Origin of the sequence: Sphaerothrix gracilis Ecp01, assembly GCF_030405905.1 — a bacterium.
GTDB lineage: Bacteria > Cyanobacteriota > Cyanobacteriia > Phormidesmidales > Phormidesmidaceae > Sphaerothrix > Sphaerothrix gracilis.
Genome location: NZ_JASATW010000004.1, coordinates 183452 through 207949 on the forward strand (window position 1 = coordinate 183452; position 24498 = coordinate 207949).

The 24498-nt window shown below is 52.4% G+C and carries 20 protein-coding genes; 8 read left to right on the top strand and 12 right to left on the bottom strand.

Annotated elements, in window-relative coordinates; all coding sequences use genetic code 11:
* Positions 1 to 97 precede the first annotated feature (97 nt).
* From QJQ48_RS05895 to xseA, 3 genes are all read right to left on the bottom strand, one after another.
* Positions 98 to 1048, bottom strand: a complete 951-nt coding sequence (locus QJQ48_RS05895) for an isoaspartyl peptidase/L-asparaginase (protein ID WP_346290274.1) — start codon at positions 1046 to 1048, stop codon at positions 98 to 100.
* A 233-nt stretch (positions 1049 to 1281) separates the two neighbouring features.
* Positions 1282 to 1527: an exodeoxyribonuclease VII small subunit gene (gene xseB, locus QJQ48_RS05900; protein WP_346290275.1), complete on the bottom strand. Its 246-nt coding sequence runs from the start codon at positions 1525 to 1527 to the stop codon at positions 1282 to 1284.
* A gap of 11 nt (positions 1528 to 1538) precedes the next feature.
* Positions 1539 to 2777: an exodeoxyribonuclease VII large subunit gene (gene xseA, locus QJQ48_RS05905; RefSeq protein ID WP_346290276.1), complete on the bottom strand. Its 1239-nt coding sequence runs from the start codon at positions 2775 to 2777 to the stop codon at positions 1539 to 1541.
* A 264-nt stretch (positions 2778 to 3041) separates the two neighbouring features.
* On the opposite strand from xseA, the gene recA reads away from it, so the two are divergent.
* The 3 genes from recA to htpG all read left to right on the top strand — a co-directional run bounded on the left by recA (position 3042) and on the right by htpG (position 7779).
* Complete coding sequence (recA, locus tag QJQ48_RS05910) at positions 3042 to 4106, top strand: recombinase RecA (RefSeq protein ID WP_346290277.1); 1065 nt, start codon at positions 3042 to 3044, stop codon at positions 4104 to 4106.
* Between the two features lie 481 nt (positions 4107 to 4587).
* A complete protein-coding gene (locus QJQ48_RS05915; RefSeq protein ID WP_346290278.1) occupies positions 4588 to 5595 on the top strand; it encodes a phosphoribulokinase in 1008 nt (335 codons plus the stop codon).
* Between the two features lie 192 nt (positions 5596 to 5787).
* Positions 5788 to 7779 carry a molecular chaperone HtpG gene (gene htpG / locus QJQ48_RS05920; RefSeq protein ID WP_346290279.1) on the top strand — a complete coding sequence of 664 codons (1992 nt, stop codon included), beginning with the start codon at positions 5788 to 5790 and terminating at the stop codon, positions 7777 to 7779.
* Between the two features lie 383 nt (positions 7780 to 8162).
* Here htpG and QJQ48_RS05925 read toward each other — a convergent pair whose 3' ends face one another.
* A complete protein-coding gene (locus tag QJQ48_RS05925; protein ID WP_346290280.1) occupies positions 8163 to 8444 on the bottom strand; it encodes a YggT family protein in 282 nt (93 codons plus the stop codon).
* Between the two features lie 296 nt (positions 8445 to 8740).
* Between QJQ48_RS05925 and QJQ48_RS05930 the strand changes: the two genes are divergently transcribed.
* Positions 8741 to 10564 (top strand): response regulator, encoded by a 1824-nt coding sequence (locus QJQ48_RS05930; protein WP_346290281.1) that lies wholly within the window; start codon positions 8741 to 8743, stop codon positions 10562 to 10564.
* 9 nt (positions 10565 to 10573) lie between these two features.
* Here the strand turns inward: QJQ48_RS05930 and QJQ48_RS05935 are convergent, their stop codons facing one another.
* Entirely contained in the window at positions 10574 to 10966 is a 393-nt protein-coding gene (locus QJQ48_RS05935) for a hypothetical protein (RefSeq protein WP_346290282.1), read from the bottom strand.
* A gap of 153 nt (positions 10967 to 11119) precedes the next feature.
* Here QJQ48_RS05935 and QJQ48_RS05940 point away from each other — a divergent pair, with 153 nt between their 5' ends.
* From QJQ48_RS05940 to QJQ48_RS05950, 3 genes are all read left to right on the top strand, one after another.
* Complete coding sequence (locus QJQ48_RS05940; RefSeq protein WP_346290283.1) at positions 11120 to 15037, top strand: PAS domain S-box protein; 3918 nt, start codon at positions 11120 to 11122, stop codon at positions 15035 to 15037.
* Complete coding sequence (locus QJQ48_RS05945) at positions 15034 to 15414, top strand: response regulator (protein ID WP_346290284.1); 381 nt, start codon at positions 15034 to 15036, stop codon at positions 15412 to 15414. Before QJQ48_RS05940 ends, QJQ48_RS05945 begins: the two co-directional genes overlap by 4 nt.
* Positions 15415 to 15511: 97 nt before the next feature.
* The gene (locus QJQ48_RS05950) at positions 15512 to 15958 is read left to right on the top strand and encodes a response regulator (RefSeq protein WP_346290285.1); all 447 of its coding nucleotides are present in this window, start codon (positions 15512 to 15514) and stop codon (positions 15956 to 15958) included.
* Here the strand turns inward: QJQ48_RS05950 and QJQ48_RS05955 are convergent.
* From QJQ48_RS05955 to QJQ48_RS05965, 3 genes are all read right to left on the bottom strand, one after another.
* Positions 15942 to 16574, bottom strand: a complete 633-nt coding sequence (locus QJQ48_RS05955) for a hypothetical protein (RefSeq protein WP_346290286.1) — start codon at positions 16572 to 16574, stop codon at positions 15942 to 15944. The two genes, QJQ48_RS05950 and QJQ48_RS05955, sit on opposite strands and share 17 nt — an antisense overlap.
* Positions 16575 to 16656: 82 nt before the next feature.
* Complete coding sequence (locus QJQ48_RS05960) at positions 16657 to 17670, bottom strand: fatty acid desaturase family protein (protein WP_346290287.1); 1014 nt, start codon at positions 17668 to 17670, stop codon at positions 16657 to 16659.
* A 37-nt stretch (positions 17671 to 17707) separates the two neighbouring features.
* Positions 17708 to 18586, bottom strand: coding sequence for a hypothetical protein (locus QJQ48_RS05965; protein WP_346290288.1), 879 nt, complete (start codon positions 18584 to 18586; stop codon positions 17708 to 17710).
* A 527-nt stretch (positions 18587 to 19113) separates the two neighbouring features.
* On the opposite strand from QJQ48_RS05965, the gene QJQ48_RS05970 reads away from it, so the two are divergent.
* Complete coding sequence (locus tag QJQ48_RS05970; protein ID WP_346290289.1) at positions 19114 to 20241, top strand: CIA30 family protein; 1128 nt, start codon at positions 19114 to 19116, stop codon at positions 20239 to 20241.
* A 32-nt stretch (positions 20242 to 20273) separates the two neighbouring features.
* On the opposite strand, the gene QJQ48_RS05975 is transcribed toward QJQ48_RS05970, so the two are convergent.
* From QJQ48_RS05975 to QJQ48_RS05990, 4 genes are all read right to left on the bottom strand, one after another.
* Positions 20274 to 20951: a Uma2 family endonuclease gene (locus QJQ48_RS05975; protein WP_346290290.1), complete on the bottom strand. Its 678-nt coding sequence runs from the start codon at positions 20949 to 20951 to the stop codon at positions 20274 to 20276.
* Between the two features lie 105 nt (positions 20952 to 21056).
* Positions 21057 to 21707, bottom strand: coding sequence for a DUF3318 domain-containing protein (locus QJQ48_RS05980; protein ID WP_346290291.1), 651 nt, complete (start codon positions 21705 to 21707; stop codon positions 21057 to 21059).
* A gap of 145 nt (positions 21708 to 21852) precedes the next feature.
* Positions 21853 to 23409, bottom strand: coding sequence for a C-3',4' desaturase CrtD (gene crtD, locus QJQ48_RS05985; RefSeq protein ID WP_346290378.1), 1557 nt, complete (start codon positions 23407 to 23409; stop codon positions 21853 to 21855).
* Positions 23410 to 24354, bottom strand: a complete 945-nt coding sequence (locus tag QJQ48_RS05990; protein ID WP_346290292.1) for an isopenicillin N synthase family dioxygenase — start codon at positions 24352 to 24354, stop codon at positions 23410 to 23412.
* Positions 24355 to 24498 lie beyond the last annotated feature (144 nt).

Consider the following 24498-nt stretch of genomic DNA (forward strand, 5'->3'; position numbering starts at 1 on the left):
GCATCGACTGTGATCAAATTGGGATCTGCCGAGTCCTTGTCAGGGGGACGCTTAGGTTGAGTTGATTCAGGATCTTCTGGCATGAGTTGGCGTTTGGCTAGCAGCTTGCGGTTTTAGTGCCCTTACCCATCTCTAGCGCATCTCCTATCTGATGTCCATTATGGTAAGCAGTCAGCAGGACTTCGCTGGTTTTGCCCCAGGCAATGCGGCCTGAGCGATCGATGCCAATTGCGCCAAACTCGCGCTGATTGCGATCGGCCTCAGCAAAAGATTTATCAAACGCCTGAGACAGGGCCATACCGTCGGTGACGCGCACGACAATGCGGGCCGCTAAGCACTCATCTATAATGTCTTCCCCAATACCCGTACAGCTAATTCCAGCATCGGCTGTCGCATAGTTACCCGCAGGCATAGCTGAATCGCTGACCCGGCCAATGCGCTCTAGCCCCTTGCCGCCCGTAGAGGTGCCAGCGGCAATCTGGCCCTGCGCGTCTAGCGCCACGACGCCGATGGTGCCGCGACGAGCACTGCTATTAGCCAAAGCGCTCTCCGCCACGACGCCAGCCATCTCGTGCTTGAATCCTTCCGATCGCTCCCGCATCCATTCCTGTAAACGCAGCTCGGTGAGCGGATCGTACAGAGGCGTTCCTAGTTCGCGCATCAAATCGGCAGAGCCATAGTCAGACAAGACGCGATCGCTAAAGTTTTGTAAATGCTCAGCCAGGTCAATAGGATGCTGCAGCCGCGAAGCGTTGATGACGCCGCTGAAGCGCTGGGCCGCGCCGTCCATTAGAGCTGCGCTCATGCGAATCTGGCCGTCGGACTGTAGAACTGAGCCAGTGCCGGCATTGAAGCGGGGGTTATCTTCTAGCAAACGACATCCTAGAACCACTGCCGATTTGGCCTCTGCCCCAGCGACCAGCTTTTGATAAACCGTTTCGACAATTTGATGCAGCTCATGTCTAACGGCTATCAGACTCTCCTTTGACTTAATTTCGCTACCGGCCCCACCGTGAATGATCAGCTTTGGTTCGATCCCGCCTGTCATGTAAATCGCTCCTTGGAATACCCTATGTTTGTTGCACAATCTTTACATTCTAGAGCAGATAAGTAAGGAGCCTGATTTTTTATAGGAGTGCGATCGCACTGGCGGATGTATCGAGCCGTCTGTCCCTTGCCGTCTGCGTCAGCCTGTTATGGCAACATGGCTGGGCCATGTACTTAAAAGCAGTTTGCTTATTCTTAAAAGTCAAGCTTAAAAAATGATTATGCAGTGCAACTTTACAGAGATTCGGCGGCTTCATCGGTAGTCAATGCTTCAATTAGCAAATCTACCTGCTGTTGCTGTTGCTGCAGAAAGCGTTTGCACTGCTGTAGCTGTTCTGCCGCCTGGGTAAACTGCTCGATGGTTTCCCCTAGGGGAAGTTCTCCGGCTTCAATTTGCTCAATGGTGGCCTCAATGTCGGCTATGGTCTGCTCGTACTGCCAGGTATCGGGTAGAGCATGGGACGGGCGCTTTTTTTTCACGGCGGAGTCTCCTAAAAGTCTGAAGCGTTTAGCTGGGTAATCTGGGCGGTAGCGGTTCCCTGGGCCAGCCGAATGTCAATCGTATCGCCCAAAGTCAAGTCGGTTGCGGTGCGGACAATTTGCCCTGAAGACTGGCGAATCAAAGCGTAGCCTCGCTGCAGTACCCGCTCCGGGTCAAGGGTAGAAAGCTTTTGCTCTAGCAGGTCGCTCTTACTGCTGGCCTGCTGTAGTCGCTGAGCGATCGCGGCTTTTAACCGCTGCTGCTGCCACTGTTGCTGCTGCATCTGCTGCCGCATTTGCTGACCTAGCTGGAGACGCCGTAGCTGATTGAGACTGGCGGCATAGTCATCCCAGGCAAGTGCTAGCTTGCTCTGCAGCGCCTGGGTCAGGGCCAAAGTGCGATCGCGGTGCGCAGCTAGCAGATCACTCAGACTGGGGACAGCCGCGGCGGCGGCGGCGGTAGGCGTGTGGGCGGCCCAGTCCGCCACTAGATCTGCTAAAGACTCATCTCGCTCGTGGCCGATGCCCGTTATCACCGGAACCGGACAGGTGGCGATCGCCCGCACGACTCGCTCGTCATTGAAGCAGGCCAGATCCTCGGCAGAACCGCCCCCTCGCGCCAAGATAATCACTTCTGCCCGGCCGTCCACCGATAGCTTTGCTAAAGCGCGGGCGATCGCTGTGGGGGCTGCTGTCCCCTGCACCAGAGTCGGTGAGAGCAGCACACGGAGGCCCGGATAGCGCTGGCGCAGCGTGCGCTGAATATCTCCCCAAGCCGCCGCCTGAGCTGACGTGACTACGCCAATCGTTTGGGGATGAGCCGGTAGGGGCCGCTTCCGCTCGGCGTCAAACAGGCCCTCTAGCTGCAGGCGATCGCGTAGCTGGCGGTAGCGTAGAGCATTGAGTCCCTCCCCCACCGGAATGCTCTGCCAGACCACAAGCTGATAGCTACCCCGCTGGGGATAGAGCCGGATTTGGCCCAGCAGCGTCATCAGCGTGCCCTCAGCGGGCAGTGCCGCCAGACGCGGTAGCTGCGATCGCCAGATGACACAGCGAATCGTCGCGGCAGCTTGAGGATCCTGCAGCGTCAAAAACAGGCCGCTAGCGTGATGACGCAGATTGGTGACTTCTCCCACTACCCAAATTTGCCGGAGCTGGTAGTCTTGCTCTAGCAGCGTCTGGATGTAGTCTGTCAGCCCAGCGACGCTGATAGCCGTCAATTCATTCTGAGAGTTGGCAGAGAAGGGCATAGGCTGTGGCTACTGCAGAGGCAACAAGGTCGCTTTGTCTAAGTTAGTACATTTGTATGTTCTTTTAGGCCATACTCTTACAATAGATAAGAGTTTCTAGCCGCGAAAGTGGATGAAAAGCAGCAATCGTCCGTTATCCTCTTCTAAGATTTTCTGAGCCGCTAGATATAGAAACTTCCGAGATGGGTGAAACAGCAATCTAGACTAACCCTTTACAATAACTCCTGATATTTTCTCTGACATTTCTACTTAACTGAGGCGAGCATGGCTAAATCAGCGGACAATTCCTCCGATAAGCAAAAAGCACTGGGTATGGTGCTCAACCAGATTGAGCGTAATTTCGGTAAAGGCACCATTATGCGGCTAGGTGATGCCAGCCGGATGCGGGTAGAGACTATTCCTACAGGGGCTCTGACCCTGGATTTGGCCCTAGGCGGCGGCTTGCCGAAAGGCCGCGTCATCGAAATCTATGGGCCGGAGAGTTCAGGTAAAACCACGCTGGCTCTGCACGCGATCGCTGAGGTGCAAAAAACTGGGGGGATTGCCGCCTTCGTAGACGCTGAACATGCCCTTGATCCTTATTATGCTTCGGTGTTGGGCGTAGACATTGAAAATCTGCTTGTCTCGCAGCCGGATACGGGCGAGGCCGCTTTAGAAATTGTCGATCAGCTCGTGCGGTCTTCAGCCATCGACTTAGTTGTAATTGACTCCGTCGCGGCTTTGGTCCCCCGCGCCGAAATCGAAGGAGAAATGGGAGATTCGCACATGGGCCTGCAGGCGCGGCTGATGAGCCAAGCCCTGCGCAAGATTACCGGCAATATCGGCAAATCCCAGTGTACGGTGATTTTCCTCAATCAGCTGCGGCAGAAAATTGGCGTAGTCTACGGCAACCCCGAAACCACCACTGGCGGTAATGCCCTTAAGTTTTATGCTTCCGTCCGCTTGGATATTCGCCGCATTCAAACCCTGAAAAAAGGCAGTGAAGAGTATGGCATTCGTGCCAAGGTCAAAGTCGCTAAAAATAAAGTGGCTCCGCCTTTTCGGATTGCCGAGTTTGATGTAATTTTCGGTCAGGGCATTTCTCGACTGGGCTGTCTGATTGACCTAGCTGAGCAAAACGATCTGATTGTTCGCAAGGGGGCCTGGTATAGCTACGAAGGCAATAATATCGGTCAGGGCAGAGACAACGCTATTCAATACCTAGCCGAAAATCCTGACGTTATCGATACGGTCGAGCAAAAGCTGCGGCAGTTGCTGAGTCCGCCTAAAGGCGAAGCGGTTGAAGCAGATACAGAAAAGACAGCCGAAAAAGAAGTTGCCGAGGCTTAGAAATATTCAGTATGTGAGCCTAATAAACACCAGCTCAGGTTAGCAGGCAGAACGTCTAAGACGGGCTTTGAGTTCAGCAGATATCACAGCGGCACTTGAACCCTCTCGCTTCTTCCCTGGCATCAGCGATTAGACTATCAGAAGGAATATCTATTCTGTAAGAGACCCTGTATGCTTGTAGGGAAGATCGGCATCTGGTAGGATTCACATTAGTACATAGTATTAATACTTAACTGATTCGCGCCATCCCCTTTAGGTTAAGGTGCTCATTCCTCATAGTCTGTAGCTGAGGAGAAAATGCTTAACCTGAAAGCTGAAACAACCGTATTTTTGCGGCGATGCAGCCTTAACAGAGAGTTCACCAGAAATTGCGGCTTAGCTTAGGTGACTGTCAGGTTTAGAGGCAGGGGTTTTGGTTTAAGCTAACACTGATTTGAAAACAAGCTGTCCTATTTGCAACATTTTTAGTTAGAGGGAACCTATGACCAGTAAGCCAGACCGCGTGGTTTTAATCGGCGTTGCCGGAGATTCTGGATGTGGCAAGTCCACCTTTTTGCGACGGCTTGCCGATCTGTTCGGCGATGAGTTCATGACTGTCATTTGCCTAGATGACTATCACAGCCTAGACCGCAAACAGCGTAAGGCAGCGGGCGTTACAGCTCTGAATCCGAAAGCCAATAACTTTGATCTGATGTATGAGCAGATCAAGGCCATCAAAGAAGGCAACCCGATTGATAAGCCGATTTATAACCACGAAACTGGTGAGCTTGATCCACCTGAGCGCGTAGAGCCTAACCGGGTCGTCGTCATTGAGGGACTGCACCCGATGTACGACGAGCGCGTTCGAGGACTGCTAGACTTCAGTGTTTATCTTGACATCAGCGACGAAGTCAAAATTTCCTGGAAGATTCAGCGCGATATGGCTGAGCGGGGACACCGCTATGAGGACGTCCTGGCTTCGATTAAGGCTCGCAAACCTGACTTCGACGCCTATATTGACGTGCAGAAGCAGTATGCCGACGTGGTGATTCAGGTTCTGCCTACCAATCTGATTCCCGATGACGAGGAGCGCAAGGTACTGCGGGTGCGGCTGATTCAGCGCGAGGGAATCGAAGGCTTTGAGCCGGTCTACCTGTTTGACGAAGGTTCCACTATTGACTGGATTCCCTGTGGCCGGAAGCTGACCTGCTCCTATCCCGGTATCCGGATGCACTATGGCCCCGATGCTTACTTTGGCAACGAGGTGTCGGTTTTAGAGGTAGACGGTCAGTTCGATCGCTTAGAAGAGATGATCTATCTCGAAAGTCACCTCAGTAAAACCTCAACCAAGCATTACGGTGAAATGACGGAGCTGTTGCTGAAGCACCGGGAGTATCCGGGGTCTAACAACGGCACGGGCCTATTCCAAGTGCTAGTAGGCTTGAAGATGCGCGCTGCTTACGAGCGCCTCACTGGGGAAGTTGCAGCGGCAACGGCTCAGGTTGGCTAGAAATCTTTAACCTCACGGCGATCGCTAGGTTAAATACCTGAAGATAGCGGGAGAGCGGCTGGCCGTCCTCCCGCTATTTGCCGTCAGTGGGGTTAACCGAACTGCTCAATACGCGCGATCGCCTCTTGCACTTAGCCGTAGATCTTTCAAAATAGGGGATTAGAGAACGCAACGCTAGAGGCAAAAACCGCAATGTCCACTGTTTTAGAGCAGGGAAATATCAGTATTCATACTGAAAATATTTTCCCGATTATTAAAAAATGGCTGTATTCCGACCATGAGATTTTTCTGCGAGAACTGGTTTCTAATGCCGTAGACGCCATTCAAAAGCTTTCAATGGTGGCTCGCTCTGGTGAATTCAGCGGTGACACGGGCAATCCTGAAATCAAAATCACGATTGACAAAGATGCTAAAACTCTGAGCATTTCAGATGACGGCATCGGCATGACCGCTGATGAAGTGAAAAAATACATCAACCAGGTCGCCTTTTCTAGCGCTGAAGAGTTTGTCAGCAAATACAAGGACAGCGCCGACCAGCAAATCATTGGTCACTTTGGTCTAGGTTTCTACTCTTCCTTTATGGTGGCTTCTAAAGTAGAAATCAATACGCTCTCCTACAAAGAGGGGGCACAGGCCGTTCACTGGTCTTGTGACGGATCGACTAGTTTTGAGCTAACCGAGTCTGAGCGCGACAGTCACGGAACCACCGTGACGCTGACGCTGATGGATGAGGAGCAGGAGTATTTAGAGGCGGCTCGCATCCAGCAGCTGATCAAAAAGTACTGCGACTTCATGCCTGTGCCCATCAAGCTAGAAGATGAGGCCGTTAACAAGCATGAGGCACTGTGGAAGAAATCCCCCAGCAGCATCACCGACGAAGAGTACTTAGAGTTTTACCGCTATCTCTATCCGTTCCAGGAAGATCCCCTGCTTTGGGTACATCTCAACACTGACTATCCCTTTGTGGTCAACGGCATTCTCTATTTCCCCAAGCTGCGCCCTGACGTTGATGTCACCCAAAGTCAGATCAAGCTGTTCTGCAATCAGGTCTTTGTCAGCGACAACTGCGAGGAAGTCATTCCCCGCTTCTTGCTGCCGCTGCGAGGCGTCATCGACAGCAGCGATATTCCGCTGAATGTGTCTCGCAGCTTCCTGCAGGCCGATCGCACCGTACGCCGCATTGCGGACTATATTGCTAAAAAAGTGGGCGATCGCCTGAAAGAGCTATACAGAAGCGATCGCGCTGAATATATCCGCTGCTGGCAAGACTTGGGCACCTTTGTCAAATTTGGCTCGCTCAACGACGACAAGTTCAAGAAACAGGTCGAGGATATCCTGGTTTTCCGCACAACGGCGAAGCTAGCCGAAACCGAGGGTGCCGCCGCCAAGGTGGAAGTCCAGTCGGGTGAAGGAGATGCCTGGGCAGAAGTGAGTGATGACGGTGCTAAGACTCCCACCGACGAGAAAGGCTACTTTTACACCACGCTCAAAGAATATCTAGAGCGCAACCAAGAACGGCACGAAAACCGCGTTTTCTATGCCACAGACGAAGTCGCTCAGGCCACCTACATTGAGCTGCACAAGAGTCAGGGCTTAGAAGTCCTCTACATGGACTCTTTCATTGATACTCATTTCATTAGCTTCCTAGAGCGGGAATATTCCGACATCAAGTTTTCCCGCGTCGATGCCGAAATGGATGAGACTCTGCTCAAAGACGATCAGGCCAGCGAGATTGTCGATCCCACTACCAACAAAACCCGGGGCGAGCAGATTAAGGAGCTGTTTGAAAAGTCTCTCAATCGGCCCAAGCTGACGATTCAAACCAAGTCTCTCAAGTCAGACGATCCGCAGGGGGCACCCCCGGCAATGGTGCTTTTGCCTGAGTCTCTGCGTCGTCTGCAGGAAATGACGGCACTGATGCAGCAGTCAGCAGCAGAGTTTCCCGAAGAGCACATTCTGATGGTGAATATCAATCACCCGCTGATTCAGAACTTGGCTTCTATGTCTCAGGGCACAATTGTCTCTGCTGGCGGCTCTGCCTCTCCCACTGAGCAAATGACCAACCTGATATGTCAGCAAGTCTATGACCTTGCCCTCATGGCCCAAAAAGGCTTTGACGCTGACGGCATGAAGTCGTTTGTCGATCGCTCGAACGTGCTGTTGACTCGCCTAACTGAAAAGTAGGCATAGCGTCATCAACGCTTGAGTAAAGGCTTTTGGAGGCTCTCTGAAAGCCTTTGCTTTAGGGCTGATGCAGCCGCTAAGTAGGCGGAGCTAATTACTTGTGGCATAGGTCAGCGACAGCGTAAATAGGTCAGCGACAGCGTAACCCAACACCCACATGCTTAACCGCGTCTGCCTACTTATTTGTAAGATTGCTGGAACCGCAAAGTAGTTCAATGGCAAAGAAATGCTGTTCAGCAGCAATGCCACCAAACCGCCAAACGCCTGAATTAACCATAGTCAAGACCGCTGGTAGAGTCTCAATATGCAAGACTCTACCAGCGGTATGCCAATACTGGGTTTCTACTGCTCTAATATCGGCAGTCAGTCCTGAGGAAGCAGGGCTAATAGACCATAGCGCCTAGTCCCATCACGGCTCTGGAAAGGAACTGCAGAGCAAAAATGGCCAAAATAGGCGAAAAATCGATCCCTCCCAGGGGCGGGATGATGGAGCGGAAAATGTTGAGGTAGGGGTCAGTTAACTGGCTCAAAATGGAGAAAGGTGGATTAAACCAGTCTACGTTGGGAAACCAGGTTAAAAGAATCCGCACAATTAGCAGAACAAAGTAAATTTGTAAAAACGTAGAGAGCGTGTCTGTTAGCAGGCCCAGTAAGGAAGAACTCATAGACAATTAAATTCCTAAAAACCGACGGCTACAATGGCGCAAGTTCGCTTTTCAGTGTAACCGATAACTTTTGCTCAGCGGTGCGGCCTGCACGATTCCTTAATGTCGCGATCGCCGTACCCAAGTTTAGTCACGACAGATATTTAGCCTCAGAATAGCGGTATAAAGGCTCTCCCTCAAAAGGCTCTCCTTTAAAATGTAGGAGGCCAAATTGCCGTCGCTGTTTTGCTAAACTCAGCTCCCAAGCCAAAGAACATCGCTTTTGATAACTTTGAAGGCAGTGCTTAAAACCTCCTATGCGAATACTGCTTGTTGACGATGACCAACCCCTGATGCAGACGCTCGCAGAAAGCCTAATTCAGCAGCGTTATGCCGTAGATATTGCCAATAATCGGGAAACAGCAGAGGAGTTTTTAGCCCTCTTCAGCTACGATTTGCTAGTTTTAGATGTCATCTTGCCGGATGGTGACGGCATTTCGTTCTGTCAGCGCTTACGCCAGCAGGACTTTGAGCAGCCTGTTTTAATGCTGACAGCCCGTGATGACAGCGGCAATAAAATCAACGCGCTTGATGCTGGGGCTGATGACTACGTAGTCAAGCCGTTTGATTTTGAGGAGCTTTGCGCTCGCATCCGGGCGCTGCTGCGGCGAGAAATCCACACGCTCCCCCCGGTGCTTCGCTGGCAAGCGCTGCAGCTCAATCCCAATACCTATGAAGTCACCTATGCCGATCAGCCTCTACCCTTAACCCCCAAAGAATATGCCCTGTTAGAGCTTTTTCTGCGCAATCCGAGCCGCGTATTCAGCCTCAACGCGATTATTGAAAGTCTCTGGTCTTTTGAAGATCCCCCCGGTGAAGACGCGGTTCGGACTCACATCAAGGGGGTACGCCAAAAGCTTAAGGCGACGGGCGCACCCAAAGACCTAATCGAAACAGTCTATGGTCTGGGCTATCGTCTCAAACCCTTGAACGCACCAGCACAATCGCCCACCCCGCTGCGTCCAACTGCCGCAGCAGCGGCTATGCCCAAGCAAGAAACACTCGCTGCCGTCATTAAGGCCTGGGAGCAGCATCGCTCAGTTATGCAAGAGCGCTTAGACTGTATTGAAGCAGCAGCGATCGCCCTCAAGCAGGGGCAGCTCACCCAAGAACTTCAGCAGGCAGGCTACTCAGATGCGCATAAGCTGGTAGGCTCTCTGGGCAGTTTTGGCTTTCCGGAAGGGTCGCGCCTAGCGAGGGAACTGGAACAGCTCTTGCTCAAGCAGCTCAGCGCTCAGGAAGCATTGCGCGTTTCTGCCTTGGTGCAGGATCTGCGCCAGGAAATGAAAAAGCCGTCAAAGTATCAGATGAAATCAGCGGCTATGGCTGCCTCGCCGCTGTTGCTGATTGTCAGCCACGAGCCTGAGTCGGTTCAGGACTGGCAGGTTGAAGCCTTAAAGCTGGGTATGCAAGCGGTTGTAGTGCCTGCCCTGACTCAGACCTGTCTCAGTTCGCTGCAGCGCTCCCCTGATCTAATCTTGCTCAATTTGATCGATCACCGAGCGGCTTTAGCGGCAGATGACTGGGATCAGCTAGCAGCGGCGCAGCCGTCTAACGTGCCCATACTGGTGCGGATGAATAGCGAAACATTTAGCGATCGCCTCAAGCTAGTGCAGCAGGGCGTTCAGAGCATTTTGCCGCAGACTGCCACCGCTTCTGAGATTATGGCTGCCGCCAGGCAGGCTCTCAAAGAGGCAAGCGGCAGCGCCAAAATCCTGATTGTTGATGACGATTCTCAGCAGCTTGACTGGTTGCAGACGACTCTCGCTCGCTGGGGATTTGAGATTTCCACCCTAGACGATCCCGATCGGCTTTTACAGACTCTAGCGGCGGACGGACCGGATTTGCTGGTGCTAGATGTCGAGATGCCGGAAATTAATGGCTTAGATTTATGCCAGGTGTTGCGGGCTGATGTGCGTTGGCAAACCCTACCAATCCTGTTTTTGACTGTACACGAAGATGCCCAAACCCAGGGACGCGCCTTTAGCGTAGGGGCTGACGATTTTGTTACCAAGCCGGTAATTGCCGCAGAACTGGCTAACCGCATCTTAAATCGTCTCAGGCGTTCCCACACCCACTAAACTGCCTGGCTAAACCAGATTCTGGGGGCAGTACCCCAAGCCGTCAATAAAGCGGCGGCGAAAGACTTCTAATTCTTCTGGTTGAGGAATCCCGTGCGAGACAATGACTAAGTGGTAGCGGTTCATCACCTCGGTCAAAGATCTGCCAGCGTCTAAGTGCGCCAAAGCTCTAGATTCGTGCAGGCTAGGCTGATAGGGCAGTCCGTTCTCGCTCAGAAAGGCTTTAAAGTCAAGGCAGGTTTTCGGCTCTAAAGGCGCTTCTAGCTGGATTCGCATCACCCAGCAGTCCACCAGATAAATCACGGTGACACAGGTAGTGTGAATGCCGGGCTGATTAAATAGATAGTGAATCATGCGCAGCGTCAAGCTGGCATTGGCAAAGCAGTAGAAATATTGCATCATTCCAGTCCATCTCTAATTCCTTAGCCTAGAGAAGAAATCTGAGGGACTTGTGAAGATTAGCAATAAATAGTTTGGTCTGAGATAGCGAAATCGATAGGATCAGGTTTTGCTGATTGCTTCGGTGCCACTGTCCTGGTTTTTCTTACGTTCAATATGTCGCCTTTTCATCAGACAGCGCTCTTAAGTCCAGCTCAGCTGATGAATCGTCAGCCGCTGATTGTCTCCCCTACAGAATCGGTAGCGGCTGTCATTGAACAGATGGCCTATGTGAGGGGTGTCAGCTGCGCGCTGACGGCAGAAAGGGAGCAGGCAGTTGATTTAGCGGCGATCGCGGCTGAAATTGATGTGGGCTATGCCCTCGTGATGACGGCAGGAGAGCTGACCGGCATCTTTACCGAGCGCGATTTGGTTGCGCTAGTGGCTCAAGAAGTGGATCTCAATCGGTTAGCGATCGCCGCTGTGATGTCGCAGCCCGTCATCACCATCAACCAAAGTGAGATCAAAAGCATTTTTTCAGTCACAGCCGCTTTTCAGCAGCATCAGGTGCGCCACCTGCCAGTTTTAGATGAGGCAGAGAAACTCCTAGGCGTCATCACCCTGACAACGCTGCGGCAGGCTCTACAGCCGCTTAATTTTCTAAAGCTGCGCCAGATCAGCGATGTCATGCTGACCCAGGTGATTCAGGCTGCGCCAACGACCTCAGTTTTGACCTTGGCGAATCTGATGTCAGCTCACCGGATTAGCTGCGTCGTGATTACGGAAGCCCGGTTTCACCTGGGCAGAACGGTTGCCATGCCAGTGGGCATTGTCACCGAGCGCGATATCATCCAGCTCAAAACTTTAGGACTCAATGCCAGTCGCCTGCAGGCGGCTCAGGTGATGAGTACGCCCCTCTTTTGCCTGTACCCCCATGATTCTCTGTGGCAGGCCCACCAGCAAATGCAGCAGCGCCGGATTCGTCGCTTAGGAGTACAGAACGAAGCCGGGGAACTGGTGGGCATTGTCACCCAAACCAGTCTGCTACAGGTCTTAGATCCCACAGAGCTATTGGGAGAGATTGAGCAGCTTCAGCAGCTCCTTCAAGATCGCAGCGATCGCTTAGAGCAAACTAACCATCAGCTCCGCCAAGAGGTTGATCAGCGCCAACGGCTAGAGTCGCAGCTACAGATAGCCAACGCGGCGCTAGAGAAACGGGTTTCGCTGCAGACCGCGCAGCTCATCCAGACCAACCAACAGCTCCGGCAGGAAGTTGCTGAGCGGCAGCAGTCAGAACAGGCTCTAGATCGAGTCTTTTCAATCACGCCTAGCATGTTGTGTACGGCAGGGTTAGACGGCTACTTTAAGCGACTAAACCCCTCTTTTAGCCAAACTTTAGGCTATAGCAACGAGGAGCTACAGGCGCATCCCCTGGTTAACTTCGTCCATCCCAGCGATCGCAGTGCCACCTTAGCAGAGCTGCAAAGGCTTGCTGCTGGCAAGCGCACCATTGCTTTTGAAAATCGCTATCGCTGCCGGGACGGCTCCTATCGCTGGCTGCTTTGGAACGCAGTCACCCATCCCGATGAACAGCTCATCTATGCTTCAGCTCGCGATATCACAGAGCGCAAGCAGGCAGAAGCGCTGCTGGAACAAGAGCGGGACTTTATTGCCGCGGTGCTAGATACGGTGGGCGCGCTGATTGTGGTACTCGATCGGCAGGGCCAAATTCTGCGCTTCAATCGCACCTGCGAGGCCATCACGGGCTACCAGACAGTCGAAGTCCGTGGCCGCTGTCCCTGGGACTTTTTGCTGCTGCCGGCTGAGCGGGCTGCGGTCAAGGCGGTTTTTCAGCAGCTTGTGCGCGGCCAGGCACCTAGCCAGTACGAAAACTACTGGGTCAGCAAAGACGACAGCAAGCATTTGATTAGCTGGTCTAACACGGTAATCACCAACGAGCAAGGACAGGTTGAATATGTCATTGCTACAGGGCTAGATGTGACCGAGCGCCGTAAGGCAGAGCGCCGCCTAGAGCGCCAGAGCCGACAAAATCAGCTCCTCACAGAGGTCACGCGCAAAATTTCTCATTCGCTGCGCTTAGAAGAGATTTTGCACACCATTGTGACAGAAGTGCAGGGGCTGCTCGCCTGCGATCGCGTTTTGGTAGTACAGCAGCAGGCCGATGGCAGCAGCCAGCTCGTAGACGAAGCAGTTCTGGCTCCCTGGCCTGCCATGCTAGCCCAGCCTGAGGCTATGACGCAGCTGCTGATGCAGTCGTTACGGCTGCAGGAAGCTTCTCAACAGGGACAGCGGGTGGCGATCGCCGATTCGGCCCATGCTTTGACGGCCGATGCTCAGGTACTGCTAGAGCGCTTTGCCGTTCAGTCTGAGCTGGTGGTGCCTGTGTTCTATCAGGCAGTGCTGTGGGGTTTTCTGCTAATCCACCAGTGCGATCGCCCGCGTCAGTGGGATCAGGCCGAAATTAGCCTGGTGCAGCAGCTAGCCGATCAGCTAGGACTAGCCGTGACCCAGGCGCAACTGCTCGATACCTTAGAAGAGCGTGTCAGCCAGCGTACCGCCGAACTGACCCAAATTAATCATCAGCTACAGCAGGAAATCCGCGATCGCCAACAAACTGAGGCCGCGCTGCGAGAAAGCCAGCAGAAACTAGCCGGGATTTTGGACACGGCTGATGAGGGCGTAATCTCCGTTGATGAGGTTCAAATTATCCAGTTATTCAATCAGGGGGCTGAGCGTATTTTTGGCTATCCCGCTGCTGAGGTTTTAGGCCAGCCGCTCAGTATCTTACTGCCAGGTCTGTTTCAGACCAGCGATCGCCGCTCCATGCAGGCGCTAGCCGAAACAGAGGTCAGCGCTCAGCCTATGGCCGAGCGCAGCCGTGGCGTTGTCGGTCGGCGGCGAAACGGCCAGGAATTTCCGGCAGAAGCCTCTATCTCCAAGCTGCAAACGGAGCAGGGCTTAGTCTTCACTATTATCCTCAAAGATGTCACTGAACGCCGTCAGGCCGAGGCAGCTCTGCGTCGCAGTGAAGAAAAGCTGCGCCTGACCACCGACGCGCTGCCGGTGTTGATTGCTTATGTCGATCGCCAGCAGTGCTATCAGTTTAATAATCTTGCTTATGAAAGCTGGTTTGGCCTATCGCGCGAAGCCATTCGCGGCTGCCGGGTGCGTGATGTCATTGGGGAAGCGGCTTATCGGCAAATTCAGGACTATCTAGCCCAGGGACTGGCGGGTGAAACAGTTAGTTATGAAATAGAAATGCCTTATCTAACGGGCGATCGCTGGATTAGCGCCAGCTATATTCCCGATGTACAGCAGGATGAGGTGAGGGGCTTATTCACGCTGGTCAGCGACATTAGCGATCGCAAAGCGACCGAGCGCCTCAGGGATGAATTTGTCTCTGTCGTTAGCCACGAACTGAGAACTCCTTTGACCTCAGTGCATGGCTCTCTCAAGCTATTAGCCACCGGACAGCTTGGAACCCTCTCAGTTCATGAGCAGGCCCTGATTGAGATTTCTTTAAAGAACACCGAGCGGCTGACGCGCTTAATCAACGATGTCTTGGACTTAGAACGGATTGAATCGGGTCAGATCAGCATGGTAATGCAGGTCTGCAATGCCGGCGATTTACTGTTGCAGGCCATTGCAACCATGCAGTCAATGGCGCATGAGGCTCAGATCGAGCTAACAGCGACTGCCAGCTCCGTTGAGATCTGGGCTGACCCTGACCATATTTTGCAAACACTGACCAATTTGCTCAGCAACGCCATCAAGTTTTCTCCCCCGCAGACAACGGTTCAGCTAGCTGTAACCGAGCAGGCCAGCACTGTGCTGTTCGCTGTCCAGGATCAAGGGCGCGGCATTCCTCCTGATAAGTTGGAAACTATTTTTGAGCGGTTTCAGCAGGTAGATGCCTCTGATTCGCGCAAGCGCGGCGGGACTGGCCTTGGGCTGGCTATCTGTCGTAATATCGTGCAGCAGCATCATGGACATATTTGGGCCGAAAACCGTCCTGAAGCAGGCAGCACCTTTTACTTCACTTTGCCAAAGCCGGTCTCTAAGCAGCCACTATGATTTCAAAGAGAATTTTGCTCATTGATGATGAACCTGATATTCACAAAATTGCTGAAATTGGTCTGATGCTGGAGTCAGGCTGGCAAATGTTTACTGCGACCTCTGGCAAAGCTGGCATCACACTGGCCGCAACCCAGCAGCCCGATGCCATTCTGTTGGACGTAATGATGCCCGACATGGATGGTTTAGCCACCCTTGAATCACTCCAGCATAATCGTCAGACCCAGGCTATCCCCGTTATTTTTTTGACAGCTAAAGCCCAATCCGCCGACCGCCGCCGTCTTTACAGTGCCGGCGCTAAAGGCGTCATCACCAAACCCTTCGACCCAACTACCCTAGCGAGCCAAATTGCTGGTTACTTAGGCTGGCCCCTGTAGCTGATTATTTCTATCCTCATAGGATCTCCATAATTGCTCTGTAGGCTACTTACATATCTCTTCCAATAGCCAACCTGTAGGCAAGCGGGCAATTACTATGAGTTCGTCAGTTTCTCGGCTAAGTTGTCAACCGCTGGACTTTTCTGCTAGTGCAGCCGCAGCCAAGCGCATTCTGCTGATTGATCGGGCAGAAGATTCTCGAACCATTATTCGGTTCAGTTTGGAGATGATTGCTGACTGGCAGGTTTTGACTGCAGCCTCTATTGGTGACGGTGTAATCCTAGCTGTAGAACATCTGCCTGACTTGATCCTGCTAGACACGGAAACTGCCGGATCGGTTTTAACCGAGCATTTGTGTCTTTATTCTGAGCTGCAGCATGTTCCTATCGTCCTGATAGTGCCTCGGATTCGGCTGGGCGATCGCCTCAGCAGCGAACAACAAGGAATTGCCGCGATTATCTCTAAGCCCTTCGATCCGGTGGCTTTAGTCCAGTGTTTGGTTGATCTGTTTGCGCAGAAACCTGTGGCTACAGCTCTCGGTTGAAACTTTTGTACTTATCTGAGCGAGTATTGACCGTCCTGAGCTTGAACTTGGGACTCATCAGCAGATAGAGAATGATTGTCGGTATGCAAAATAGGTAAAACGGATAGGCAAACAGCGCGATTGAAAACTGTTCAATGGCAAACAGATTTAGCAAGCTCGCCAGCCAGAAGAGGAACCAGGGCAGCACATCTTCGCTATCCGGGCGCAGATAGGTTTTGCGAATGGTCGGCAGCGCCCCCGAAAAGTCAATAGCCAAGTTAGTAAACAGGGCGATTAAGGGGGCATCAAAAGCCCACCAGAGAATCAGACTCAGGCCAGCAGCGGCTAGGCAAGCGCGATCGAAACGATTCCACCCCCCTTCGCCGTATTTGATGGAAGCCAAAGCAATGATGAGGTGGCAGACAGCCGCTGCCGCTGGCACCCACAGTGAACTAATAGAATCCGAGGAAGAGGATTCGTAGCTGAAAACCAGAATCAGCCCCACCACTGACCAAATCCACCAGCTTGCCCGATTCGGACGGGTTTTGCCTTGATAAATTGTGATTAGATAGGGGACAAATCCCAAAAAGTAGATACAGCCTGCTACCAGACCTAGCCCTAGCCGCCAGTCAGTCATTTGCTTGTTTATTCCTCATGTTTAGAGTGAAATCAACTGTCATACTCAGTTGCTAAGTCTCAGATCGCTATCAATACGATGACTAATAGAGCGTAATAAAAGAAACATCAACCGCTCCATAAAACTGGTTAAAGCTGTGTCTGTTCTCCCCTTTAGCGACATCTCCTTGTCCCAGTAGTAAGCGCTTGACGCGAAATTGGTGGTAGTTTACCAGTTGGTCAGTCAGCGAAATATAGTTAAACATATCGCTGGTCGCTAGCGCCCGGTCTACCTGGGGCAGATCGTGCCAGGGACAGGTCATATCGGCATGGTGGGCGCTGTGATAGCCGAAGTTTAGCAGCAGCAGGTTGAGCCAGGCATAGCGGTGAGAAATCAGGTTGGAAAAAGTGTGGGCTTGCTCATAGCTAGCTGCCCGGTAAGGCAGGACCGAGCCGACTGGAAATCCTTCATAGGTATGTTGGAAAGCATCTGCCCAGCGCAGCACCGTAATCATGCTGCTATAGGCCACAAAGTAGAGCAGCAGTGCTTTTAAAGATAGGTAGCCTAGGCCGATAAAAAAGAGCAGTCTCAAACCCAGCACGACAGCAATTCGCTGCCGGGCTTTGGCGTAGGGCGCATTTCGCCATAGCAGGTAAATACTGCGCCAGCGCGCCCAAAAAGCCACCACTGGCAAATAGCACCATTCCAGCAGCAAAACGGTGTGTTTGAGCAAAGGCGGGAGCTGTCTGACCGCTGCCGGAATATCAAAGCGATAAAAATCAGCTTGGTCGGTATGGTGTTGAATATGCTGAACTGTGAGGGCTTTGAAACCGAAATAGCAAGCTCCATTGAGCCAGCCCATCAGCCGTCCGCAGCGAGCATTACGACGGCGCGATCGAAAGATGTTGCCGTGCATAAATTCGTGGGTTAAATAGGCTGAGTAAATCAGACTGTGGGTGAGTAATAGCACGCCGAGTCCGTTCAGCCAGCCATTAGCGAGAAATAGTAGGGCAATGCCGATGACGTAGCCGCTGAGCGTATAAGCGATCGCAGCCGTGTTTAACAGAACATGAGGTGAATGCCGAACGACTCTGGCGGTGGTAAGCGTTGTGGCCATAATCTTAGCTGGGACAATAGCGATAGAAGCTCTGACTCTAAACTGAAACTACCGTCTTTGCTTCGCGCTGTTGGCGTAGTTCAAGACATTCCCGGTAAATTTCTTGAAACAGCTTTTGCTGGAGATTGGCAAATTCGCTAAAGCCCTGAGCGGCCCAATCCCAAATCTGCTCTTGAGATTCAGGGCGGTACTGCGTTGCTAGCTCTAAAGCCGTCAACGCGTAGTCAGCATGTTCCACCTCGATGCCTTCGCCTTCATGACGGCTGTGAATCACAATCCAGCACCAGGGATGAAACTGATGCTCGCCAATTTTGCCATTGCTGGCCTGCTGCTTCAGGAACTGATCGAAGCGAACATCGGCGTAGTCATGGCGAATCACTTTATCAATCAGAGCATATTCGCGATCGCCCAAAATTTCGGAAGCAATGTGCAAGCCAATCCCTCGGATCAAAGACTCAATGTTGCCGGGAATACCCTGATAGCTAGTAATTAGATCTTGAACGAGTCTTTCTAACCAAATCGGGGCTGCAAATTGATTACGCTGCGCTGCGGAAAGATTGGCGTAGTTGCCCACCGTTTTCAACGTTAGCTGAGCTAAAGCGCGATGAGAAGGATTTTCATAAGTCCCTTCATCTGCCGCCGCTGTTAGAATTTTGGCCGCAATTTCCATCCCGCGATCGGCTTCTTCGGTGACGGCTGCTTCAGGATGAACAAAGAGATAGCGTGACAGACCAATTGAGCTAGCTAACCGCGCAATCATGGCTGAGGCGTAGCCATTGAAGTAGGTATAGCGATGAAAGAAAAGATAGAGAAAATAAGGATCTTGAGCAGCTAAATCAACGGATGCGTGAACGGTTTGATCCAAAGCATCAAGATCAAATTTTTGCTCGAACAAATCTATAGAAAAAGAAGCCATAGTGAATTGAGTCGATGACCTGAAGTGTATGTATACCCTGACGCTAAAGTAATCGCCGCAAGCAGGTTCTCCAAGGCGTATAAATACGGAACTTTATACGTGCTTTATGAACCTCTTCATCAACTTTTCGCTTTGAGCCGCATCAATTGCTGCTCGTCTCTATCAAAACCAAGTAAACTTACGGAAGCATGGCATATACCAAGGCTTTAGACGCGACAGCCGCTGCGGCGATCGCGGCTTAAACAATCAGCTACGTCAAGTCTGTGCTTATTCTGACTTGAAGCGCTGTGCAGGAATTTACTGAGCTGAACCAAAATTTTTTGACTGCGCCATTTTGTTACAGTGCGTCAGCCGTCGGGGTCACGTAGCTAATTGAACATGAGGTATGAGGAGAGGTTCGGTTGGCTACATTTCTCGTTTCACACTGAGCGTGTTCTTAACGTTAGTCAGCCAATGTCTGCCTTTGGAAGCTTGTCAATGACTCCCTAGATTCTGATAGGGTTCGAGATAGCGATCGCGTAATTGAAATGGCTCAGCAATCTTCAGGCCAGTGGAATTTACCTCAGTTTCTAGAAACCCTTAACTTCTTTGGCGAGGTTCCTTTTCTCGGCAGTATTCGATGGTTACAGCAGATGTTTGATAGCTCCGTTGAGGTTTCAGCCCAGGCCGTGCCTGCTCCGATTCAGCAGGCAACCTTTGGGATCGTTGGCACCGATACACCGCGCAGACAGGCGCTAGCGGAAGTGCTGCGCTCTCGCCGCCTCAATTTAAGATTTTTGACGATTGAGGACGCTCACATTCAGTCCGAGGTCGAGCTTTCACCAGCGGCACTGGCGGGAGTCGCGGGAATTTTTGTCTGCGATCGCCCCAGCTCTATCAACTGGCCGCAGTGGTCCCAGCAGCTAGCTAGGCTGGACAAAACGCCTGAAATTAGCCATCGCCTGTTTGATTTTTCCCAGCCTGCTGACGATATCAAGCGGATTTGGGGGGCACTAGATGACGTGGTGATGGGCGGAGTTAGCTCCGGCGGATTTTATCAGGGGCAAGGCGCGGCTACTTTTGCAGGCACCGTCTCAACCGCGAACTCTGGTGGCTTTAGCTCAGTGCGAACGCGAGATTTTGAACCACCGTTTGATTTACAAGGCTGGCAGGGCATTCGCCTGTACGTTAAAGGAGACGGTCAGCGCTACAAGTTCATTCTGCGCGATCGCCAAGGCTGGGATAGCTTATCTTACTGTCAGTCCTTTGATACAACAGCGGGGCAGGAAACCGTGATTCACATTCCCTTTGCCACGCTGCGACCTACGTTTAGAGCAAAGACGGTGGAGGAGGCTGCCCCGTTCAACCCTGCTAGCATCTATTCATTTCAGGTAATGCTGAGCAAATTTGAGTATGACAAAGCTCTAAATCCTCATTTTGAACCTGGCCCCTTCCAGCTAAACATTCAAAGTATCGATGTCTATGCCCAATTGCCCCAGTTAAACATCTTTTGCCTGGAAGCTCAGGCTGATGATTTAGCCTCAGTCCGATCTGAACTGGCAGAAGCCACGGCGATCGCTCTGCATCCAGTTGACGCGACCCAGCGCCCGCTAACCTCAGCCGTTAGCGACTGTCTGCAACAAATTGAAAATAGTCTTGAAGCAAGAAAGGGATAGACTCTTAGTAATTTCAGAGAATTTGCCAAGCGCTAAACCGCCAGTTTCTGAATATAGGCTTGATGTGCTGGCGTTCCTAGAGTAGTTTGTAACTGCGCTAAGACTGTAGCAAGATCTCGCTGCTGCATAGATTCCACATCCAGCGAAAGCCCTGGAAATATTTGGCTTTCAGTCAGACCAGATGGGTTTGGCATTATTGACTGATACCGATCGTCTAATAGCTGATACCAAAGAATCTGGTTCTCATACATTTGCCAGACTACGTATTCCTGAACACCGTTACGACGGTAAACATTGAGCTTGGTATTCATATCGTATGAGGCACTGCTGGCGGCAATCTCGACAATTAGCTCAGGAGATCCCTCAATATAGTCATCTTCTGTAATTCGAGAACGTCCGCCTGCCGCAGGCTCGATCCGCAATAGTGCATCGGGCTGGGGCGCATTGTCTCTGTCAAGTCGCACCGTTGTATTATCGGCCAAGTATGTGCCCGGTGTGGCGGCATGGTAGACTCCCAGCCAAGCCATCATCAGCGCATGCGGGTTACCATGACTATTGGCCCGGAGCGCTGCAGCCATAAAGACGATACCTTCTATCAGTTCAGCCTTCTTCAGCTCCGGCATTTCAGCGTAGCGGTGCTCAAACTCAGTCCGCGTTAGATGATCGCCATTCTCCAGCGGTGGCGTTGCTGATTGGGTGGCAAAAACCATAGGAGTACCCTATTTGAGATTGTCTCAAAGTAGTGAGGCTAGCAGACAACGGGTGCGGTCTAGACTCGTCTAGCACCACAGCATTCATCTAAGAGCGCAATTGATTTAATATGCTTCGCGCGTACCGCGATCGCCTCTGGCTCTCTCTTTGGCGCGGGCCGCACTTTTCTTCAGCGCGTCTAACCGCTTAATATAGCGATCGCGCTGGCGCTTGCGGGGGGTTTGCTCAATCAGCGTTTTGAGGGCACTGCCTAAGCTCTTGTAGGCGTTGGGCAGGCTATAGCCGAAACGCGTGGCAATGGCGATCGCCTTTTCATCGGCTTTAATCGCTTCCTCTAAAGTCTTTTGACCATTGTTCCGACGATAGAGCCGATAGCCGGAGATGCCGCACAGGGCCAGCGCCAAAATTAGCAGCAGCCCGTCCTGGACCCACAGCTCACCGACAGCGCCGCCTAGACCAATTGCTAGCGCCGCCATCTCCCAGCCATCCCGGGGAATCGTATCGTTCTGAATCCGGGCCACCTCATGCCAAAACAGCAGATTGCGCTGATCTAGCGCCAACTGTTCCCACTTTGCCAGATCGATTTGCACCTCAACCTGATCTTTACCCAATTCTTCGCAGGTGATGAGCGGTGGGGCTACGTCCGTGGCAGGTTCTACTGTAACCCAGCTCTGCAGTTCGGGTGGCAAAAGCCCTCTGAGACGGCGAAGTTCGCCCATATCAACCCTGGCAGTGGAGGTGGCGTATGATGTCATAGGTCGTCAGCTTGTTCACAAACTCAATAATACTGGAAAGCCGATGGCTGTTTGGAGTATATCAGCCTTGTCTTAATCGTTAAGCCAGCCGTAGGGATACCAGCTTGGGTGCTAGCTTTAGTGTAGCTAAAATCTTCAACTTGCCTCAGACCGATGCCGCCTCAATTTGTCGAGTAACTGTTAGCGCCGAGTAGCTGACGCCAGCCGTCCCTTCTCCGGGATGGGTGCCATCTCCTACCAGCCACAGTCCTGTTACGGGAGTGCGATTGGCAAAACCGAATGGGCCAAAGGTCGCCACCCGCTGACCAATGCCGCCGACGCTGCCCTGCTCGCGTCCGGTAAAGTTCTGAAACGTGCGCGGGGTTGCCGCTTCAATATGAATTAGATTTGCCTGGCGGAGATCAAAAAACAAACTCAGACGGGCGATCGCCGTTTCGGTATACTGCTGTTTCAAGGCTTCATAGTCCGGCGATCGCCACCAAAGGTTTACGTCCGTAAAGGAAGAGGCAATTACAGTTGCTTTACCTGCCGGGGCGCGACCGTCTCCGGGCCGGCTGACTGAGACAAAGAGCGAATTATTTTCGGCAATCGGTCCTTCATAGTCGTAGAGAAACTGCAGGTGAGGCGGACAGTTCTCTGGCAGCGCGGCTTGGTCAACGCCTAGATAAACGACGAATGCGCCTGAGGCCGGCGGCAGCTTCTCAACTCGATGTTTATAGCCTTGGGGGGCCGAGGTGCCCAGCAGTTTGACTAAATTTTGCGGCGTCACGTTGGCGACTACCTGATCGGCAGTTTCAGTCCAGACTTCCCCCGTTTTTTGATTGCGTATGGTGACGGCAGCAGCCTTATCCGCCTGAACCTGAATGTTTTTTACGGCATGGCGCATCCATAGCTGACCGCCAAACTTTTCTAAGGCCATGACCAGGCGATCGCTGAGTACCTGCATACTGCCTTTGAGGTGATACAGCCCTTGGGGAGCCTGAGAAACCCCCAGCGCCGTCGCCGCGTACAGCAGCGCCGTTTCATCAGCATCGACTTGGGAATACAGCTTGAGCTGCAGGTCAAGAAATGTCTTTAGACGGCGATCGCCTGCCAATCCATAGCCCCGCAGCAGCTGGCCCACTGTGGAAAACGTATAGGGCAGCGTCATCAGCGTGTCAGGTCGGACTGCTTTTAAAAGCTGCGTCATATCCCAGAGATTGCGCGGCGGCAAAACGGGCTGCCGTGACTGAAACCGCCAGCTATAGTCAAACAGGGCTGATAGTAATCGCCAAAAAGGTTCACTGCCGGGAAACTGCCGCTGCCGCTCCTGTTGCCAACGTTGAGAATCGCGCCAAACCCTAATCGGCTCGGTTTCACCCGGCAGATAGACGGCACAGGCGGGATCGCAGATTGTAGCCTCAGGCAGTTCTAGGCCCAGTTCTGCAAAAATCTGATGGTGAATTCCTCCCGGTTCTAGCCCTGCTACCTGAGTTGCCCCCACATCAAAGGTAAAACCGCGCCGCTTGAAGGTAGAGGCGCATCCTCCGGGCACAATTGCCTGGTCAAAAACGCGCACTTGATAACCCCGTTTAGCCAGCAGCGCTGCCGCTGTCAGCCCGCCAATTCCGGCTCCGATGACGATGACTGATTGACCTGCCTGGCTGACCATGAGTTTGTTACAATTCTTAACTCTATTCTCAGTGTAACTTAAAGAACAGATCTATGAGGCCAAGCCAATCTCCTGTAAGCGCTGCTGCAGATAAGTTCCTGCTGTCAGCGACGGATATCTAGCCTGCCCCCCGGTCCGAGCAACACACTCTGGCAGCGGCGTCAAGTCCACGGCTGCGCGCGGATGGACAAAGAAAGGCATGGAGAAGCGGCGATCGCGCTGATTGTCTGGATTAACGACGCGATGGGTCGTGCTTTTGAATAAGCCGTTGCTGAGGTGCTGCAACATATCGCCCGTGTCCACCACGATTTGTCCGGGCGGGGCCTGAACCGGCAACCACTGGCCGTCTGCCTGCAAGAGTTCTAGGCCGGGGGCGGTGGCCTCGCACAAAAGCGTAATTAGATTAATGTCTTCGTGGGGAGCGGCTCGTAGGCTAGCTGCTGGAGCCGTTGCCGGAACAGGCGGATAGTGGATCACCCGCAGCAGCGTATCTCCCTGCTGAATCAAGTCTCTTAAATAGGTACGTGGCTGCCCTAGGTATAAAGCGCAGGCTTCTAGTAAAACGGCGGCGCAGGCTTCTAGCTGCTGAAACAAGGCTGTCATAGCGGGCTGGAACTGGGGCACTTCTTGGGGCCAGAGATTAGCTAGCCCGTCAGCGGGCGATCGCCCAATGTGCCAAAACTCTTTGAGGTCAGGGTGAGGCGAATCTTTGGCATGTTCTCGCCCAAAACCGACAAAACCGCGCTGCCCTTTCAGTTCTGGTCGTTCGTACTGGTTTTTGATATCAGCGGGGAGCGTAAAAACTAATGCGGCAGCGGCATAAGCCTGCTGAATTAGCTCAGAGTCTACCGAATGCTGCTCAATGGCAAAAAAGCCAATGTCTTCGAGGGCTTGCCCTAGGTTATTAACAAAGTCTTGCTGCTCCGCCTGAGTGCCCTGGGTAAATTGCTGCAAATTAAGCAGCGGGATGGTGCGATCGCCCTCAGTGTTGCTCATCTGCCAGTGACCTTAGCTGTATTGCACTCTACTTTATTACAGCTAGTGAAAGTGCTCAGGCAAGCTGAACTGTAAGTCGTGAAGATTGGCTATGAGTCGCGTTTTACCGCTTTACCCAACGGCAATTTTTGCCGATATTTTAAC

Excerpts from the sequence above, each read along its gene's own strand:
- QJQ48_RS05895 (WP_346290274.1), bottom strand. The coding sequence starts at position 1,048 with ATGACAGGCGGGATCGAACCAAAGCTGATCATTCACGGTGGGGCCGGT.
- xseA (WP_346290276.1), bottom strand. The coding sequence starts at position 2,777 with ATGCCCTTCTCTGCCAACTCTCAGAATGAATTGACGGCTATCAGCGTC.
- recA (WP_346290277.1), top strand. The coding sequence starts at position 3,042 with ATGGCTAAATCAGCGGACAATTCCTCCGATAAGCAAAAAGCACTGGGT.
- QJQ48_RS05915 (WP_346290278.1), top strand. The coding sequence starts at position 4,588 with ATGACCAGTAAGCCAGACCGCGTGGTTTTAATCGGCGTTGCCGGAGAT.
- htpG (WP_346290279.1), top strand. The coding sequence starts at position 5,788 with ATGTCCACTGTTTTAGAGCAGGGAAATATCAGTATTCATACTGAAAAT.
- QJQ48_RS05925 (WP_346290280.1), bottom strand. The coding sequence starts at position 8,444 with ATGAGTTCTTCCTTACTGGGCCTGCTAACAGACACGCTCTCTACGTTT.
- QJQ48_RS05930 (WP_346290281.1), top strand. The coding sequence starts at position 8,741 with ATGCGAATACTGCTTGTTGACGATGACCAACCCCTGATGCAGACGCTC.
- QJQ48_RS05935 (WP_346290282.1), bottom strand. The coding sequence starts at position 10,966 with ATGATGCAATATTTCTACTGCTTTGCCAATGCCAGCTTGACGCTGCGC.
- QJQ48_RS05940 (WP_346290283.1), top strand. The coding sequence starts at position 11,120 with ATGTCGCCTTTTCATCAGACAGCGCTCTTAAGTCCAGCTCAGCTGATG.
- QJQ48_RS05945 (WP_346290284.1), top strand. The coding sequence starts at position 15,034 with ATGATTTCAAAGAGAATTTTGCTCATTGATGATGAACCTGATATTCAC.
- QJQ48_RS05950 (WP_346290285.1), top strand. The coding sequence starts at position 15,512 with ATGAGTTCGTCAGTTTCTCGGCTAAGTTGTCAACCGCTGGACTTTTCT.
- QJQ48_RS05955 (WP_346290286.1), bottom strand. The coding sequence starts at position 16,574 with ATGACTGACTGGCGGCTAGGGCTAGGTCTGGTAGCAGGCTGTATCTAC.
- QJQ48_RS05960 (WP_346290287.1), bottom strand. The coding sequence starts at position 17,670 with ATGGCCACAACGCTTACCACCGCCAGAGTCGTTCGGCATTCACCTCAT.
- QJQ48_RS05965 (WP_346290288.1), bottom strand. The coding sequence starts at position 18,586 with ATGGCTTCTTTTTCTATAGATTTGTTCGAGCAAAAATTTGATCTTGAT.
- QJQ48_RS05970 (WP_346290289.1), top strand. The coding sequence starts at position 19,114 with ATGGCTCAGCAATCTTCAGGCCAGTGGAATTTACCTCAGTTTCTAGAA.
- QJQ48_RS05975 (WP_346290290.1), bottom strand. The coding sequence starts at position 20,951 with ATGGTTTTTGCCACCCAATCAGCAACGCCACCGCTGGAGAATGGCGAT.
- QJQ48_RS05980 (WP_346290291.1), bottom strand. The coding sequence starts at position 21,707 with ATGACATCATACGCCACCTCCACTGCCAGGGTTGATATGGGCGAACTT.
- QJQ48_RS05990 (WP_346290292.1), bottom strand. The coding sequence starts at position 24,354 with ATGAGCAACACTGAGGGCGATCGCACCATCCCGCTGCTTAATTTGCAG.